We start from the raw sequence: 15,014 nt of genomic DNA, 5'->3' as shown, positions 1-15,014 counted from the left end.
CTGACTGAGGGGCTCTCAAGATATACGCCGACCTGAAATACCGAGCCGAACTCAGGTTTGAAAATCACACAAGTCGGCTCCCTCTCCCTCGGGAGAGGGCTGGGCGGGCGGCGTTCCGATGAGGGGCGACGATTTTCGCCTCCTCACGAATCACAAGCCGGACAACAAAAAGCCCCGCCTGGATCTCAGTGCGGGGCTTTTTCGCAAGCGCTTTGCAGATTACTGCGCCGCGATGCTATACCCGTCAAACGCCGTCTGCTGCTGCAGGGCAGTGATGATGTTCTTGCGGTTCACCGCCTGTTCCGTACCGGCGTTATCGACGAAGGTTTCGCTCTCCAGCTCGGCTTCATCGCCTTCACCCACGAAGGTGAAACCGAGGAATTCCAGTGCCTCACGATCAACATTCAGGCGCGAACGCGGCGTGCGCATTGGCAGGGTTACGCTGGCGCCGTCCTTGCTGATGGTGAAGATTTCCACTTCTTTCTTTTTGGCGGCCTTGCTCTTGCCGCCGCTCGGGTTGCTGATCGCCTGGTGGGTCTGATTCAGCACCTTCAGCGCCAGACCATAAACGATTTCCTGAAACGCCGGATCGTCCTTGAAGCTAGACAGAATGCGCCCGATCGAGAACTTGCTGCTCAGGTCTTCCAGCGCGGCGATGTCCGCTGCCTCGGCGTCTTTCAGGCGCTTGAGTTCGCCCATCAGCTCGTACGCCTTGTCGTCATCAAAGCTGTCATGCGCCTGCCGGATCGCCGCACGCAATTCACGGATCTGGTCGCTTTCGCGGGTCGACTGGAACGCGTCCAGGACCATCTCGCTGATGATTTTGGCTTGTGGCAGGTGTTGTGAAAGATTGATGGAGTTTTCGTATTCCGCTTTGGACGACTGGGTGACTACGGATTCAGCGGTGTTGAAATCGGACATTGAAATTTCACTACTTTTTAACTTGAGTTGAGGCGAGAAAGCACGAGGTCTTTTTCAGGCCGACTAATTTAGGGGAGCGGGGCGGCGTTGTCACGGAGCAACGGTCTGGTGGTCGGGATTTTTCCCGGCGTGCGTTATTTTCCGAGCATGGCGTCAGCGGGTTTCCCCCACGTACGCATCGCAAACTCGACAAACCGTCTCAGCTTCGGCAGTCGATAGCGATCCTGCGCATACAACAGATGCATCGGCCTGCTCGGCGGTTGGTAGTCCGTCATTACCCTGACCAGTTTGCCGTCGCGCAGATCCTGCTCTACCAGCGCATCGGGCAGCATCATGATGCCCATGCCGTTGCGCGCCGCTTGATGCAGTCCGGCGGAGCTGTTGATCAGCATCGGCCCGCTGACGTCAACGAGGACTTCACCTTCCGGGCCGCTGAGACGCCAGCGTTTTTCCACCGATTGCCAGTCATCCCCAGCCGGGTAGGCGAAGGACAGGCAATCGTGTTGCTGCAAATCCTGTGGCGTGTGCGGCATGCCGCGCCGCGCGATGTATTCGGGGGAGGCGCAGACGGTCAGGGTGTAGTCGATCAGGGGGCGGGCGATCAAATTGGATTGGTCGAAATTGCCCAAACGGAATGCGACATCGAGGCCGTTCTCCAGCAGATCCGGGCGGCTGTTGGTCAGCACCACGTCGAGCTTCACTTGCGGATAGAGCAAGGAATATTCGCTGAGGGCCGGGGTCAGTCGTTCGACGCCGAAGGTCAGTGGCGCAGTGATACGCAGCAAGCCGCGCGGCTCGTCCGAAGCTTGTTCGGCAAGGCGTTCAGAGTCGGCCACCAGGCCAAGCACTTCAAGGCAGCGTAGATAATAGACGCTGCCGAATTCGGTCAGGCGCTGGCGGCGCGTGGTGCGTTGCAGCAGTTGCACGCCGAGCCGTTGCTCCAGCGCGCGCAGATGATTGCCCACCATCGTCGTCGACATTTCGCACTTCGCAGCGGCGGCCGTCATGCTCCCGGTTTCCACCACTTTGACGTAGACGCCCATCGACTGAAACAAGTCCATTATCAAGCTCGGCTTTTAAATGATTGAAGTTTTTCCGAGTTTATCCAGCTCAGGTGGCTAACCATACTGCAAAAACACCGACCTGCAATGGAGTTTCACGTCATGACCGCCGCCCTGATGAACACCTACCAACCACTGGCCCTGAGTTTCACCAAGGGCCTGGGCACGCGCCTGTGGGATCAGGCGGGGCGCGAATATCTGGACGCTGTTGCCGGCGTGGCAGTGACCAATGTCGGCCACTCGCATCCGCGCATTGTCTCGGCGATCAGCGAGCAGGCGGGATTGCTGCTGCACACCTCCAACCTGTACAGCATCGATTGGCAACAACAACTGGCCAAGCGGCTGACTGTGTTGTCGGGGATGGAGCGCGCGTTTTTCAACAACTCCGGCGCCGAAGCGAACGAGACGGCACTGAAACTGGCGCGCCTGTACGGCTGGCGCAAAGGCATCGAGCAGCCGCTGGTGGTGGTCATGGCCAACGCGTTTCATGGCCGCACCCTCGGCACGCTGTCTGCCAGCGATGGCCCGGCGGTGCGCCTGGGCTTCAACGAACTGCCGGGGGACTTCGTCAAAGTGCCGTTCGGCGATCTCGCCGCGCTGGAGCAAATACAGCGCAAACACGGCGCGCGCATCGTGGCGATTCTGGTCGAACCGATCCAGGGCGAAAGCGGCGTACAAGTCGCACCGCCGGGTTATCTCAAAGCGCTGCGTGAACTGTGCAATCGCCACGCGTGGCTGCTGATGCTCGATGAAATCCAGACCGGCATCGGCCGCACCGGGAAGTGGTTCGCCTTCCAGCACGAAGGCATCGTTCCCGACGTCATGACCCTGGCCAAAGGCCTTGGCAATGGCGTGCCGATCGGCGCCTGCCTGGCCCGTGGCCGCGCGGCCGACCTGTTCACCCCGGGCAGCCACGGCAGCACTTTCGGCGGCAATCCGCTGGCCTGTCGGGTTGGCTGCACGGTGCTGGACATCATCGAAGAGCAAGGCCTGCTGGAGAATGCGCGGGTGCAGGGCGCACGGCTGCTGGAACGCTTGCGCGCCGAATTGGCAGACAACCCGAACGTGCTGGCAATCCGGGGGCAGGGCCTGATGATCGGTATCGAACTGAAACAACCGGTGCGCGACCTGACGCTGATCGCCGCGCGGGATCACGGCTTGTTGATCAACGTGACTCGTGGCAAGACCATCAGGTTGCTGCCGCCGCTGACGATTGATGAGCGCGAGGTGGGGATGATTGTCAGAGGGGTTGGGCGGGCTCTGGACGCACATTGATTGGTCTGCGCAAAACCCTGTGGGAGCGAGCCTGCTCGCGAAAGCAGTCGACTATTCACAGTAGATGTCGACTGAAATTGCGCCTTCGCGAGCAGGCTCGCTCCCACAGGTCAGCGCATGGCTTTAGTCCGGCACATCTTTAAACTCCGGCGCCAGCATCTTCGTCTTTTCCGCCCCATTCGAGTTGTGCTGAACAATCTCGCTCGGCTGCCCCTGTTCATTGAAAAACACCTGTCCAATCCCCGCCGAATTCCACAGCCGCTCCCCGGCCTCGGCATGTTCCGGCGTATACGGGACGATGCGCATCAGGCGGCGTTTGGTGAACCAGTTCAATGGCGAGCGCGGTGAGTAGAGCCAGCGGTTGAGGCGGTCGAACCATTCCAGCAGGGTCGGTGGGAATTCGTTCTTGATGCCGCTGCTGGTGATCTGCCAGATCCGTGGGCCGGCCTTGCGGTGGCGGATCAGGACTTCGTAGACGAAGGAATAATGCACATCGCCGGACAGCACCACGTAGTTTCCGGGTGTGCGCGAGTGTCGGAAAATGTTCAGGATCACCTGTGCCGCGCCGCGATGGGCCATCCAGTTTTCCGCGTCGACCAGTAGCGGATAACCGCACCAGCTGAACACCTTCTGCACGGTTTCAATCAGCTTGACGCCAAAGATCGGCGCCGGCGACACGATGATTGCCGAAGGGTGATCGAGCAGTTCCTGTTGCAGTTCGCTCAAGGCTTCCCAGTCGAGCAGGCCCGACGGTTGCTTGAGCGCCATCTCGCTGCGCCAGCGCCGGGTGCGCGTGTCGATCACCACCAGTGCCGGAGTGCTCGGCAATACGAAATGCCACTGCTGAAAACGCAGCAGCTGATCAATCAGATCGTCCTGCACTGGCATGTCCAGATAGCCGTCATCACCGCTGGCGCTAAGTTGCGCGGTCTGCTCCAGCACGTCCTTGAAGGCATCCGGATTGTTGCCCCAGCCCTGACACAACAAATAGGCAATCAGCGCATTGCCAATGATGCGCTTGGAGAACGGATGGCCGTAGGCGGTTTCCTCCCACTGCGCAGAAAGATTCCAGTCATCGGTGATGTCGTGATCATCGAAAATCATCAGGCTCGGCAGATGCGCCAGCGCCCGCGCGACGTTGCCCAGGCCCGCCTTGAAGGCATCGATGCGCGTCTGCTCGAGGTGGTAGCGCTTGCGGCGTTCCGGCGTCAGCGTCGGCGCGCTCGGATTGATCAGCAACCACGGCGTCGGCGACCACACCAGCATGTACATGGCCATGACTTCGGCGAACGTCACCAGATGGTTGTCGGCACTGCTGCTGGTGAAAATCGGCTTACGCGCGCCACCGAAAAATCGCTCGCGCAAGGTCTCGTTGCTCTCTAGCGCCGGTAACAAATCCGCACGGTGGTAGTAGCTGGCCGGGTGCTCATAGAGCTTGGCGCTGTCGCTGACCACGGCACCGTCAAGGTGCTCATCGAACAGACCCAGACGCTCGATCAAGGCATGAATCGCCCGCAGCATCGGCCCGGCGACGTCATCGGCATACACCTGATCGCCGCTCATCATCAGCAACGCCGGACGTTGCTGCGCATCGGTTTCGTCAGCCAGCAATTGATCGACGCAGAGCAAACCATCGGTTGCCGGATGATGCGGCTTGCGGCAGGAGCCGTGGAGCAATTGGTCGATCCGCGAACGCACGACGAGGTTCGCGCAGGTAGCGCCGGGGTAAAGCAGATGAGGTGCCCACTGAGCCATACCGATGGCGTCATCGATCAGCAGGTCGTAATCGATAAACGTGTCGCAGGGCAGGGCGCTTTCAAGTTGAACGTCGATCAGATGCACGAACGCATGACGGCCTACGGCAATGACCGTGCATTTCTCTGAGTCGAGCGGAATATCTCCTACACCTTGCAGGCGCAAGGTCAGCGTCAGTTCACGCGAGCCCACCAGCCACAGCACCACGCGCGTCGGCTCCATCCGCCGCAGCAGCGGGCCGGCCAGTACAGGAGGCAGCGAGTTAAGGTCGTCGGGTGTTGAAAACATTGAGGGCAAAGTTCAAGGCGCACAGGCCGGCGATGATAGCGCAGCCGGCGCCTTGATCCCTTAAATCAGCCTTAAGAGTCGGCTTTTTGCAGTTTCAGCGCCAGCAAACGCCATTCTCCGGCCGTCGCATCAACCCGTGGCAGCTCTTGCACAGAGCAATCGAAACGGTAAGTGACATCGTCGCCATTCATGTTGCGCGCGGTGACGCTGTTGCTGAAGCTGTAGACCTGATCCTTGTAGCGATGGCTGACCAGCGCTTTGCTGTCGGCAAAACGCGCCGAAGCGGGATAACGCAGGGTGCTGGTGACAAACGGGCTGCACATGACATACGCGATCATCGACTTGTCGGCCTGTGCGTCGCCGCGCAACTTCTTGTTCAGCGCGGCCAGGGCCATGCGACCCTCGTAGTCGCTCTGATTCAGCACCGTTTGTACCGCCATTGATTTCGGCGCTCGGCTGACGTTATTCGGCAGCAGTGCGGAGTCGGCGGGAGAAGGCTTGTCGTCTGCCTCGATGGCAGCAAAAGCCGGCGCATCTTTCAGCTCGGTGGCGGGCGTGACTGCCTCGGCTTCAGGCAACACAGAGGTCGATTCGACGACTGGCGTGTTTTCCGCCTGCCCCGCCTCTTGATCGAACGACGAAGGAAACAGTGAGAAGGTGATCGACAACATCACCAGCCCGACAATGAACCCACCCGCCGCGCCAACGATATTGCCGTAGAAAATATTCCAGCTACCGCGGTTCTTCACCACCCAGCGCCACATGAAACCCCAGACAGCGACGAACGCCAGAAAACGCAGAAACTCCATTTGATCCTTTCCTTACCTTTCAACAATCCAAACGCGGCGCGAGACGATCAGCGAGCCCCGACGATGCGCGGCAAGATAGCAAAATAGACGCGCCGTCCGGCTACGGCTGCGGAAAATAATTCGCCGCCAGAAAAATCAACGTGACCATCCCGGCGGCAAAGCCACAGCCCCCCGCGAGCAGTTGACGGGCAACCGGATGCGCCGGCTGACGACGCTTGGCGATCCACAGCCAAACACCCGCCAGAACGCCCGCGCTGGTCATGAACACCACCAGGCTGTTATGCAGTCCGGGCGCTGCCATGGTGGTGCCGAACAGCGCGTCATAAAGCAGTGTGAAGACAATGCCGACCACCACAGCGCTACCCGCTCCGGCAAGGTTCGCCAACAACAGATTCCATTGCCCGCGCTGTCGCACCACCCAGAACCACATTGCAGCCATGACTACCAAACACAACACAGCATCCATCGGATTTCTTTCCTGGCTACGAGACAGAGGCGACAACTTGTTCGCCTGTTGAGAGTGGACGGCACGATAGCAAAATAGTAGCGTCGCGCCATGCCTTCTCTGTAATGGACTACCCATGTTTTCCACAACCCGTTTGCCGCAACTGCTCGGCGTCCTCACCCTTGTCGCCGTCATCACCCCGACCTTCAGCTTCGCGCAAGAACACCCGCAAGCCAGCTGGGATTACTACCTCGCCAATTGCCAGCGGATGCAGGAGACAATCGCCGACGTCCAGAGCGGTCGCGTCTCCGCTGCCTATGCACTAACGTCCGGCCTGCAAGACAGCCTCGCCTCCATGAACGAGCGCCGCCTCAACCTGCTACCGCAACACCTCGACTCCAGCGAGTACGCCCACTGCGAAAACGTCGCCGCCCACGCCGAGGCAACCCTGGCCCAAGGCAAAGCCGAGTTCGCCGCGCAAATGCAACGGGGTGTGGAGGAGGGCCGTATTGCGCACCAGAACTCCCCCGCCTACCAACGCGCCCGTTCCCTCGGCTACAGCGACGTCGGCGACATCTCCTTCCTGAAACTGCACGAAGACACCGACGGCGAAGCCCGCCTGAAAACCATGCTCATCACCGTCGACGAAATCTGCGGCCAATACTTCCGCGCCACGCAATACGTGAAGCCGTATGTGATCTATACCGTGCGACCATCGGATGGCGGCTGCGGCGAAGTGAAGCGTGTTGCGATAGTTGGCGGCGGGCAGCCAGAGAAGGGCGACTACATCGATCCCAATGGTGAGTTTCAATACATGGGCTGGAAAAAACTGGCTGGCGCTGACGGCTTTCCAACGGATATTCGAGTACTGAAAGCGCGTCGCTGATCGGACGAGATAGCGGCATGGCTGTAGCGCGGCACTCAAAGAATGTCGCGCAAATACCCCTTCAGCGCGAGCAGCGGCTGACCCAGCTGCTCCATCGATCGCGCCTCAGCCAACTCCGCCGACAACTTGCGCAACTCCCGCCCCAACGGTTTCTCGACCCCGCCCAAAGCATCCAGCGCCAGATTCAGGCATTCATTCATCTTGAACTGAATGGCCTCGACATCGCCGCGTTTCACCAGTAACTCGAAAACGTCTTTCTGATAATCGCCCATCACCATGTCATCGCGCAGGATCGGGCTCAGGCCCTCTTCTTCGTAGGCAAGTTTGAGGGAGAAGAGGGCGACGGTTTCCAGTGAGGTTTCCATGGGGATGTCTGTCAGTGAAGTGGAAGGTTTGAAACCAATGCGCGAAAGGCCAGAGGAGGTTTGCCGTGCGGGCGTGATTATACGGGCGGGGATCGCATGCGAGGCAACCAGCAATCGGGCATCTAAAACCTACAAGCTCGCGCAGCATTGACATCCACTTTGATACGACGCTTTGATTACAAACACTGAACATCAGCGGAGTGACCATCATGGAATACGACATGAAACTGATCGACGACGCCGTCCTTGCTCTCCTGGCAGCTTATAGCTCCGACGACGGCAATGCGTGGAAGGGCTATGACTTCGAGATCATGAACCGCTTGCACACGCAGGGTTTGATCAGTAATCCGGTGAACAGGAACAAGTCGATATGGTTGACGGAGGAAGGGTTGGAGCGGGGGCGGGAGATTGCTGAACGGATGTTTGCAGTCAAGGAGTAGGGAGGAGCCGCGTCCCATTCTGAAACCTGAGTTGACGGCAAGGTAGAAAACGCCAGCGAAGTACCAACCGCGTTAACCGAAGCAACAGGTAGCGCGGTCTGGTGAATAAGCACTTCTTTGAATGATCGGATGCGGCCGTCCAGGCTGAATTTCGTGATAGGTTTATCTTTCGAAAAGGATTTTTTTGACAGGAGTCATCCATGGCTAACCCAGCCGCTCGTAAAAGCGATCCCTCCAGCTGTCCTGTTCCAGGGCACGGAACCAACCCCATCGCGACAGGTTCGCCTGACGTTTTCTTCGATGGTTTGCCCGCAGCTCGCCTGCCGGTGGTATTGCAGGCGAAGCGGTAGCGAGTTCACTGGATGAAGAGTTAGAGGAGCTCACACATTGGGATATCTTCTGACCGAGCCACAACTGACAAAAGTTAGAGCCGCTCTTTCCGAGCCATTCAATGATTTTCCCGTGGAATATGATTATTTGGCGAATAAGGTGAGAGGTGTCGAACCTGAAATCCTTTACTCAATTCTTTATTCAGAGGTCGCGCCGGTGTGCTTTACCAATCTCGTTGCACCTGTGCCTCCGATATGGACGGGTTTCGACCCCGACATACTCAGAGAATCGATTGAGGAAAGGCTGGCAGCTAGAGAGCGAAACTGGTTTCGTCGCCAGTTCGATAAAGTGCTGGTTCGTTGGTTGAAGTACAACTACGCGTACATCTGGGAGGAAATCGAAAGTAGGCTTTGAGCTCGAACTAGCCGGGATCAGGCGATTATGACAGGGCGTTTGGCAAAACCTGCGACACGTAACCGATCCGGCCAGTTCCCCAGCGTCAGGACATGGAGTCAGAGCAATTACTGCAGGTTCGATTGAGGTTTTTTGATGGGCTTGTTGTCCTAGACGGTTGGGCATTAGGCTAGCCGGTGGCGCGTTGGCCCCGGCGCCGCAAGAGTGAAAAGCTGGTTGCCCTGATTGTTTTGGAAAAAAGACAAAAACAACCCTCCACTTTCCTCCAGACGAAAAAAAGGTCCTGCTTTCGCAAGACCTTTTCTCTGTGTTGGTGCCCCGAGGGAGACTCGAACTCCCACTCCTTTCGAAAACGGATTTTGAATCCGCCGCGTCTACCAATTCCGCCATCAGGGCTCAATGGCGGCGAAGTATAGAGAGGTGATTACCGTTGGTCAATCACGTTTCATGGTCAATTTTTGATATTTCCGCTAGACTTTCCGGCCCTGCTAGACGAACCCCATCATGCGCGTTGCTGACTTTACTTTCGAGCTTCCTGATTCGCTGATCGCCCGCCATCCATTGGCCGAGCGTCGCGGTAGTCGCCTGCTGACCCTTGATGGGCCGAGCGGCGCCCTGGCACACCGTCAATTCACTGATTTGCTTGAGCATTTGCGCCCGGGCGATTTGATGGTGTTCAACAATACGCGGGTGATTCCGGCGCGGCTGTTCGGGCAGAAAGCGTCCGGCGGCAAGCTGGAAATTCTCATCGAGCGCGTGCTCGATGCGCACCGCGTGCTGGCGCATGTGCGCTCCAGCAAGTCGCCGAAGCCGGGTTCGAAGATCCTTATCGACGGCGGTGGCGAAGCCGAGATGCTGGCGCGTCATGATGCGTTGTTCGAGCTGGGTTTTGCCGAGGAAGTCTTGCCGCTGCTCGATCGCGTCGGGCACATGCCGTTGCCTCCTTATATAGACCGCCCGGATGAAGGCTCGGATCGCGAGCGTTATCAGACCGTGTATGCCCAGCGTCTGGGTGCGGTCGCAGCGCCGACGGCGGGGCTGCATTTCGATGAGCCGCTGATGCAGGCGATTGCCGCCAAGGGCGTCGAGACTGCGTTCGTGACGTTGCACGTCGGCGCGGGGACGTTTCAGCCGGTGCGTGTCGAGAAGATCGAAGATCACCACATGCACAGCGAGTGGCTGGAAGTCGGCCAGGATGTGGTCGATGCGGTCGCTGCGTGCCGTGCGCGTGGCGGTCGGGTGATTGCGGTCGGCACCACCAGCGTGCGTTCGCTGGAAAGTGCGGCGCGCGATGGTGTGCTCAAGCCGTTCAGTGGCGACACCGACATCTTTATCTATCCGGGCCGGCCGTTTCATGTGGTCGATGCCCTGGTGACCAATTTCCATTTGCCGGAATCCACGCTGTTGATGCTGGTTTCCGCGTTTGCCGGTTATCCCGAAACCATGGCCGCCTACAAGGCCGCCGTGGAAAACGGATACCGCTTTTTCAGTTACGGGGATGCGATGTTCATCACCCGCAATCCCGCTCCAACTGCCCCTGAACAGACAGGCCCAGAGGAAACAGAATGAGTCGCGAATGTCGAATGTCCTTTGAGCTGCTGGCCACCGATGGCAAGGCTCGTCGTGGTCGCCTGACCTTTCCCCGTGGCACCGTCGAGACCCCGGCGTTCATGCCGGTCGGCACCTACGGCACGGTCAAGGGCATGCTGCCGCGCGACATCGTCGCCACGGGCGCGGAAATCATTCTGGGCAACACCTTTCACCTGTGGCTGCGTCCCGGCACTCAAGTGATCAAGGAACACGGCGACCTGCACGATTTCATGCAGTGGAAAGGCCCGATCCTCACCGACTCCGGCGGCTTCCAGGTGTTCAGCCTCGGCGCGATGCGCAAGATCAAGGAGGAGGGCGTGACCTTCGCTTCTCCGGTCGACGGCGCCAAAGTGTTCATGGGCCCGGAAGAATCGATGCAGGTGCAGCGCGATCTCGGTTCCGACATCGTGATGATCTTCGATGAATGCACGCCGTATCCGGCTGACGAAGACGTCGCGCGGGTATCGATGGAGCTGTCGTTGCGTTGGGCGCAGCGTTCGAAGAATGCCCACGGCGACAACACCGCGGCGCTGTTCGGTATCGTCCAGGGCGGCATGCATGAAAACCTGCGCATGCGCTCGCTCGAAGGCCTCGACAAGATCGGCTTCGACGGCCTCGCCATCGGCGGTCTGTCGGTGGGCGAACCGAAGCACGAAATGATCAAGGTGCTGGATTATCTGCCGGGCCAGATGCCCGCTGACAAACCTCGTTACCTTATGGGCGTTGGCAAACCGGAAGATCTGGTTGAGGGTGTGCGCCGCGGGGTGGACATGTTCGATTGCGTGATGCCAACCCGTAATGCCCGCAATGGGCATCTGTTCATCGATACCGGTGTGCTGAAGATCCGTAACGCGTTCCATCGCCATGATGAATCGCCGCTGGATCCGACCTGCGATTGCTACACCTGCCAGAACTTCTCGCGCGCTTATCTGCATCACCTGGACAAGTGCGGCGAAATGCTCGGCAGCATGCTCAATACCATCCATAACTTGCGCCATTATCAGGTGCTGATGGCTGGTTTGCGCGAGGCTATTCAACAGGGTACATTGGCCGCCTTTGTCGATGCCTTCTACGCCAAACGCGGACTTCCCGTCCCGCCTTTGGACTGAGTTTTCTGACCCCAAGATTCAACATTTGCAACTGGAGTGCTAAATGAGCTTTTTTATCTCTAACGCCATGGCTGACGCAGCTGCACCGGCTGCTGCAAGCCCAATGGGCGGCGGCTTCGAGTGGATTTTCCTGGTCGGCTTCCTGGTCATCTTCTACCTGATGATCTGGCGTCCACAGGCCAAGCGCGCCAAAGAGCAGAAGAACCTGCTGAGCAGCCTGCAGAAGGGCGACGAAGTCGTGACCACTGGCGGCATCGCCGGCAAGATCACCAAGGTTGCCGATGACTTCGTGGTTCTGGAAGTGTCCGACACCGTGGAAATGAAGTTCCAGAAAGGCGCCATCGCCGCCACGCTGCCAAAAGGCACGCTGAAAGCGATCTAAGAGCAACAACTTCTACTCAATCGACGGGGCGCGCAAGGCGCCCCGCGTTCATAACGGGCGGCGTGATGCTGAACAAATACCCTCTGTGGAAATACATTCTGATCCTGGCGGTGCTGGCGATCGGTCTGATTTATTCCGCTCCCAATCTTTACCCCGATGACCCGGCGATTCAGATCAGCGGCGCCAGCACGGCTCTGCAGGTCAATGACGCCGATCTGGCTCGCGTCAGCACAGCGCTGAAAGAGTCCGGCATCAACGTCAAGGCGGCCACGCTGACTGCTGGCGGCAAGGGCGGTCTGATCCGTCTGAGCAAGGCTGAAGACCAGCTGCCGGCCAAGGACGTTGTGCGCAAGGCATTGGGTGATGACTACGTCGTCGCGCTGAACCTGGCACAGACCACCCCGCAATGGCTGCGCAACCTCGGTGCGCACCCGATGAAGCTGGGTCTGGACTTGTCCGGTGGTGTGCACTTCCTGCTCGAAGTGGACATGGACAAAGCCCTCGATGCACGCCTGAAAGTCTACGAAGGCGACGTCAAGAGCCTGCTGCGCAAAGAGAAGCTGCGCTATCGCAGCCTGCCGCAACTGGGCGGTGCCATTCAGTTGGGCTTCAGCGATGAAGACTCCCGCGAACAGGCCCGTGCGCTGATCCGCAAGAACTTCAACGATTTCGACATTGTTCCGGCCGACCTCAACGGTCAACCGGTGCTGCGTCTGGCGATGACCCCGGCCAAGCTGGCGGAAATCCGTGAATACTCCATCAAGCAGAACCTGACCACAGTACGTAACCGCGTCAACGAGCTGGGTGTTGCCGAACCGATCGTGCAGCGTCAGGGCGCCAACCGCATCGTGGTTGAGCTGCCGGGCGTGCAGGACACTGCCGAAGCCAAGCGTATTCTCGGCAAGACGGCCAACCTCGAGTTCCGTCTGGCCGCTGAGCCGGGCGCTTCGAAAGCCACTTCCGAATCGTTCGAATTCCGCGAAGGCAACCGTCCGCCAGCGCAGATCGAGCGTGGCCTGATCATTACCGGTGACCAGGTCACCGACGCCAAGGCCGGTTTCGGCGAACACGGCACGCCTGAAGTGAACATCCGCCTGGATGGTCACGGTGGCGAGCTGATGAGCCGCGCGACCCGTTCCAACGTCGGTCGCAGCATGGCGGTGATCTTCATCGAACAGCGTCCGGTCACCACTTACACCAAGCAAGTGGTCGATGGCGTCGAGAAAGACGTCGCGGTGCAGACGTTCAAGGAAGAGAAGAAGATCATCAGCCTGGCGACCATTCAGTCGCCGCTGGGTGCGCAATTCCGCATCACTGGCCTGAACGGTCAGGGCGAATCGTCCGAACTGGCGCTGCTGCTGCGTGCCGGTGGTCTGGCTGCACCGATGTACTTCGCTGAAGAGCGCACAATCGGTCCGAGCCTGGGTGCTGACAACATCACCAAAGGTATCGACGCTTCCCTGTGGGGCATGCTGTTCGTATCGCTGTTCATCATCGCCATCTACCGCTTCTTCGGCGTCATCGCCACCGTCGCTCTGGCGGTGAACATGGTGCTGCTGCTGGCGTTGATGTCGTTGCTGGGCGCCACGCTGACCCTACCGGGTATCGCCGGTATCGTCCTGACCATGGGTATGGCGGTCGACGCCAACGTACTGATCTTCTCGCGGATTCGTGAAGAGATCGCCGCCGGCATGACTGTGCAGCGGGCAATCAACGAAGGCTTCGGCCGGGCATTCACCGCGATTCTCGACGCCAACCTGACTACCTTGCTGGTCGGCGGCATTCTCTTCGCCATGGGCACCGGCCCGGTGAAGGGTTTCGCAGTGACGATGTCCCTCGGGATCTTTACCTCGATGTTCACGGCCATCATGGTGACCCGCGCAATGGTCAACCTGATCTTTGGCGGACGTGACTTCAAGAAGTTGTGGATTTAAGGGGCTGCCATGTTACGTACAATCAACTTCATGGGCGTTCGCAACTTCGCGTTCGGCGTCACATTGCTGCTTACCGTCATTGCCTTGTTCAGTGTCGCCACCAAGGGCATGAACTGGGGTCTGGACTTCACCGGCGGTACGCTCATCGAGCTGACCTACGAGCGTCCGGCCGACGTCACCAAGGTGCGCGAGCAACTGGCGACTTCCGGTTATCACGAAGCCGTGGTGCAGAACTTCGGTGCGACCACCGATCTGCTGGTGCGCATGCCGGGTGAAGACCCGCAGTTGGGCCATCAAGTAGCGGAAGCGCTTCAAAAGGTCGGCGGTGACAACCCGGCGACGGTCAAGCGTGTCGAGTTCGTCGGCCCGCAGGTCGGTGAAGAGCTGCGCGACCAGGGCGGCCTCGGCATGCTGTTGGCGCTCGGCGGCATCCTGATCTACCTGGCCTTCCGCTTTCAATGGAAGTTCGCGGTCGGCGCCATTGTCTCGCTGATCCACGACGTGATCGTGACCGTGGGTATCCTCTCGTACTTCCAGATCACCTTCGATCTGACAGTACTGGCGGCAGTGCTGGCGATCATCGGTTACTCGCTGAACGACACCATCGTGGTCTTCGACCGGGTGCGTGAGAACTTCCGCGTGCTGCGCAAGGCGACGCTGATCGAGAACATCAATATCTCGACCACCCAGACCCTGCTGCGCACCATGGCGACCTCGATCTCCACTCTGCTGGCGATCGCGGCGCTGCTGTTCTTCGGTGGCGACAACCTGTTCGGCTTCTCCATCGCACTGTTCATCGGTGTACTGGCGGGTACTTATTCGTCGATCTACATCGCCAACGTGGTGCTGATCTGGCTGAACCTGACCACCGAGGATCTGATTCCTCCGGCCAGCACCGACAAGGAAGTCGACGACCGTCCATAACGGCCAGCAATTTCCCCGGCTGTCAGCCAACAAAAGGCGCGAGTTGAACTCGCGCCTTTTTTTGTGCTCCAAGGCTGGGAGAAGCG

At 59.1% G+C, this 15,014-nt stretch carries 15 protein-coding genes, 1 tRNA gene and 1 pseudogene; 10 read left to right on the top strand and 7 right to left on the bottom strand.

The features are described from left to right. Positions 1-219 precede the first annotated feature (219 nt). Positions 220-921 (bottom strand): hypothetical protein, encoded by a 702-nt coding sequence (locus PS14A_RS20305; RefSeq protein WP_016773307.1) that lies wholly within the window; start codon positions 919-921, stop codon positions 220-222. A gap of 134 nt (positions 922-1,055) precedes the next feature. Then, a complete protein-coding gene (locus PS14A_RS20300) occupies positions 1,056-1,982 on the bottom strand; it encodes a LysR family transcriptional regulator (protein WP_212617089.1) in 927 nt (308 codons plus the stop codon). Between the two features lie 102 nt (positions 1,983-2,084). Here PS14A_RS20300 and PS14A_RS20295 point away from each other — a divergent pair, with 102 nt between their 5' ends. Beyond that, entirely contained in the window at positions 2,085-3,257 is a 1,173-nt protein-coding gene (locus PS14A_RS20295; RefSeq protein ID WP_212617088.1) for an aspartate aminotransferase family protein, read from the top strand. A 123-nt stretch (positions 3,258-3,380) separates the two neighbouring features. Here the strand turns inward: PS14A_RS20295 and PS14A_RS20290 are convergent, their stop codons facing one another. The 3 genes from PS14A_RS20290 to PS14A_RS20280 form a co-directional block, all read right to left on the bottom strand. After that, positions 3,381-5,300 carry an alkaline phosphatase D family protein gene (locus PS14A_RS20290; RefSeq protein WP_212617087.1) on the bottom strand — a complete coding sequence of 640 codons (1,920 nt, stop codon included), beginning with the start codon at positions 5,298-5,300 and terminating at the stop codon, positions 3,381-3,383. A 71-nt stretch (positions 5,301-5,371) separates the two neighbouring features. After that, positions 5,372-6,109 (bottom strand): hypothetical protein, encoded by a 738-nt coding sequence (locus tag PS14A_RS20285; RefSeq protein ID WP_212617086.1) that lies wholly within the window; start codon positions 6,107-6,109, stop codon positions 5,372-5,374. Between the two features lie 100 nt (positions 6,110-6,209). Then, positions 6,210-6,575 (bottom strand): hypothetical protein, encoded by a 366-nt coding sequence (locus PS14A_RS20280; protein ID WP_212617085.1) that lies wholly within the window; start codon positions 6,573-6,575, stop codon positions 6,210-6,212. Between the two features lie 115 nt (positions 6,576-6,690). Between PS14A_RS20280 and PS14A_RS20275 the strand changes: the two genes are divergently transcribed. Next, entirely contained in the window at positions 6,691-7,440 is a 750-nt protein-coding gene (locus PS14A_RS20275) for a hypothetical protein (RefSeq protein WP_212617084.1), read from the top strand. Between the two features lie 35 nt (positions 7,441-7,475). Here PS14A_RS20275 and PS14A_RS20270 read toward each other — a convergent pair whose 3' ends face one another. Further along, complete coding sequence (locus PS14A_RS20270) at positions 7,476-7,805, bottom strand: hypothetical protein (protein ID WP_130912188.1); 330 nt, start codon at positions 7,803-7,805, stop codon at positions 7,476-7,478. Between the two features lie 221 nt (positions 7,806-8,026). Between PS14A_RS20270 and PS14A_RS20265 the strand changes: the two genes are divergently transcribed. From PS14A_RS20265 to PS14A_RS20255, 3 genes and pseudogenes are all read left to right on the top strand, one after another. Next, positions 8,027-8,245 (top strand): DUF6429 family protein, encoded by a 219-nt coding sequence (locus tag PS14A_RS20265; protein WP_249121372.1) that lies wholly within the window; start codon positions 8,027-8,029, stop codon positions 8,243-8,245. 200 nt (positions 8,246-8,445) lie between these two features. Next, positions 8,446-8,565: pseudogene (locus PS14A_RS20260) on the top strand (PAAR domain-containing protein); the annotation flags it as partial. A gap of 67 nt (positions 8,566-8,632) precedes the next feature. Then, positions 8,633-8,989 carry a hypothetical protein gene (locus PS14A_RS20255; RefSeq protein WP_212617082.1) on the top strand — a complete coding sequence of 119 codons (357 nt, stop codon included), beginning with the start codon at positions 8,633-8,635 and terminating at the stop codon, positions 8,987-8,989. 311 nt (positions 8,990-9,300) lie between these two features. On the opposite strand, the gene PS14A_RS20250 is transcribed toward PS14A_RS20255, so the two are convergent. Next, a tRNA-Leu gene (locus tag PS14A_RS20250) sits at positions 9,301-9,385 on the bottom strand. Positions 9,386-9,493: 108 nt separating this feature from the next. Here PS14A_RS20250 and queA point away from each other — a divergent pair. From queA to secF, 5 genes are all read left to right on the top strand, one after another. Beyond that, complete coding sequence (gene queA / locus PS14A_RS20245) at positions 9,494-10,558, top strand: tRNA preQ1(34) S-adenosylmethionine ribosyltransferase-isomerase QueA (protein WP_016773315.1); 1,065 nt, start codon at positions 9,494-9,496, stop codon at positions 10,556-10,558. Positions 10,559-10,572: 14 nt separating this feature from the next. After that, a complete protein-coding gene (gene tgt, locus PS14A_RS20240; protein WP_160768392.1) occupies positions 10,573-11,688 on the top strand; it encodes a tRNA guanosine(34) transglycosylase Tgt in 1,116 nt (371 codons plus the stop codon). A 43-nt stretch (positions 11,689-11,731) separates the two neighbouring features. Next, positions 11,732-12,070 carry a preprotein translocase subunit YajC gene (gene yajC, locus PS14A_RS20235; protein ID WP_016773317.1) on the top strand — a complete coding sequence of 113 codons (339 nt, stop codon included), beginning with the start codon at positions 11,732-11,734 and terminating at the stop codon, positions 12,068-12,070. A gap of 65 nt (positions 12,071-12,135) precedes the next feature. Continuing rightward, the gene (gene secD, locus PS14A_RS20230) at positions 12,136-14,004 is read left to right on the top strand and encodes a protein translocase subunit SecD (protein WP_016773318.1); all 1,869 of its coding nucleotides are present in this window, start codon (positions 12,136-12,138) and stop codon (positions 14,002-14,004) included. 9 nt (positions 14,005-14,013) lie between these two features. Further along, on the top strand, positions 14,014-14,928 hold the full coding sequence (gene secF, locus PS14A_RS20225; RefSeq protein ID WP_212617081.1) for a protein translocase subunit SecF: 915 nt from the start codon (positions 14,014-14,016) through the stop codon (positions 14,926-14,928). Positions 14,929-15,014: the final 86 nt, after the last annotated feature.

Source organism: Pseudomonas sp. 14A (genome assembly GCF_018132745.1).
Taxonomy (GTDB): domain Bacteria; phylum Pseudomonadota; class Gammaproteobacteria; order Pseudomonadales; family Pseudomonadaceae; genus Aquipseudomonas; species Aquipseudomonas mercuritolerans.
The sequence above is the reverse complement of the archived record's forward strand: the minus strand, read 5'-3'. Positions and strand labels throughout refer to the sequence as shown.

Coding starts and splice junctions, on each gene's coding strand:
- PS14A_RS20275 (WP_212617084.1), top strand. CDS start 6,691: ATGTTTTCCACAACCCGTTTGCCGCAACTGCTCGGCGTCCTCACCCTT.
- queA (WP_016773315.1), top strand. CDS start 9,494: ATGCGCGTTGCTGACTTTACTTTCGAGCTTCCTGATTCGCTGATCGCC.
- yajC (WP_016773317.1), top strand. CDS start 11,732: ATGAGCTTTTTTATCTCTAACGCCATGGCTGACGCAGCTGCACCGGCT.
- PS14A_RS20280 (WP_212617085.1), bottom strand. CDS start 6,575: ATGGATGCTGTGTTGTGTTTGGTAGTCATGGCTGCAATGTGGTTCTGG.
- secD (WP_016773318.1), top strand. CDS start 12,136: ATGCTGAACAAATACCCTCTGTGGAAATACATTCTGATCCTGGCGGTG.
- PS14A_RS20270 (WP_130912188.1), bottom strand. CDS start 7,805: ATGGAAACCTCACTGGAAACCGTCGCCCTCTTCTCCCTCAAACTTGCC.
- PS14A_RS20265 (WP_249121372.1), top strand. CDS start 8,027: ATGAAACTGATCGACGACGCCGTCCTTGCTCTCCTGGCAGCTTATAGC.
- PS14A_RS20300 (WP_212617089.1), bottom strand. CDS start 1,982: ATGGACTTGTTTCAGTCGATGGGCGTCTACGTCAAAGTGGTGGAAACC.
- PS14A_RS20295 (WP_212617088.1), top strand. CDS start 2,085: ATGACCGCCGCCCTGATGAACACCTACCAACCACTGGCCCTGAGTTTC.
- secF (WP_212617081.1), top strand. CDS start 14,014: ATGTTACGTACAATCAACTTCATGGGCGTTCGCAACTTCGCGTTCGGC.
- PS14A_RS20285 (WP_212617086.1), bottom strand. CDS start 6,109: ATGGAGTTTCTGCGTTTTCTGGCGTTCGTCGCTGTCTGGGGTTTCATG.
- PS14A_RS20290 (WP_212617087.1), bottom strand. CDS start 5,300: ATGTTTTCAACACCCGACGACCTTAACTCGCTGCCTCCTGTACTGGCC.
- tgt (WP_160768392.1), top strand. CDS start 10,573: ATGTCCTTTGAGCTGCTGGCCACCGATGGCAAGGCTCGTCGTGGTCGC.
- PS14A_RS20305 (WP_016773307.1), bottom strand. CDS start 921: ATGTCCGATTTCAACACCGCTGAATCCGTAGTCACCCAGTCGTCCAAA.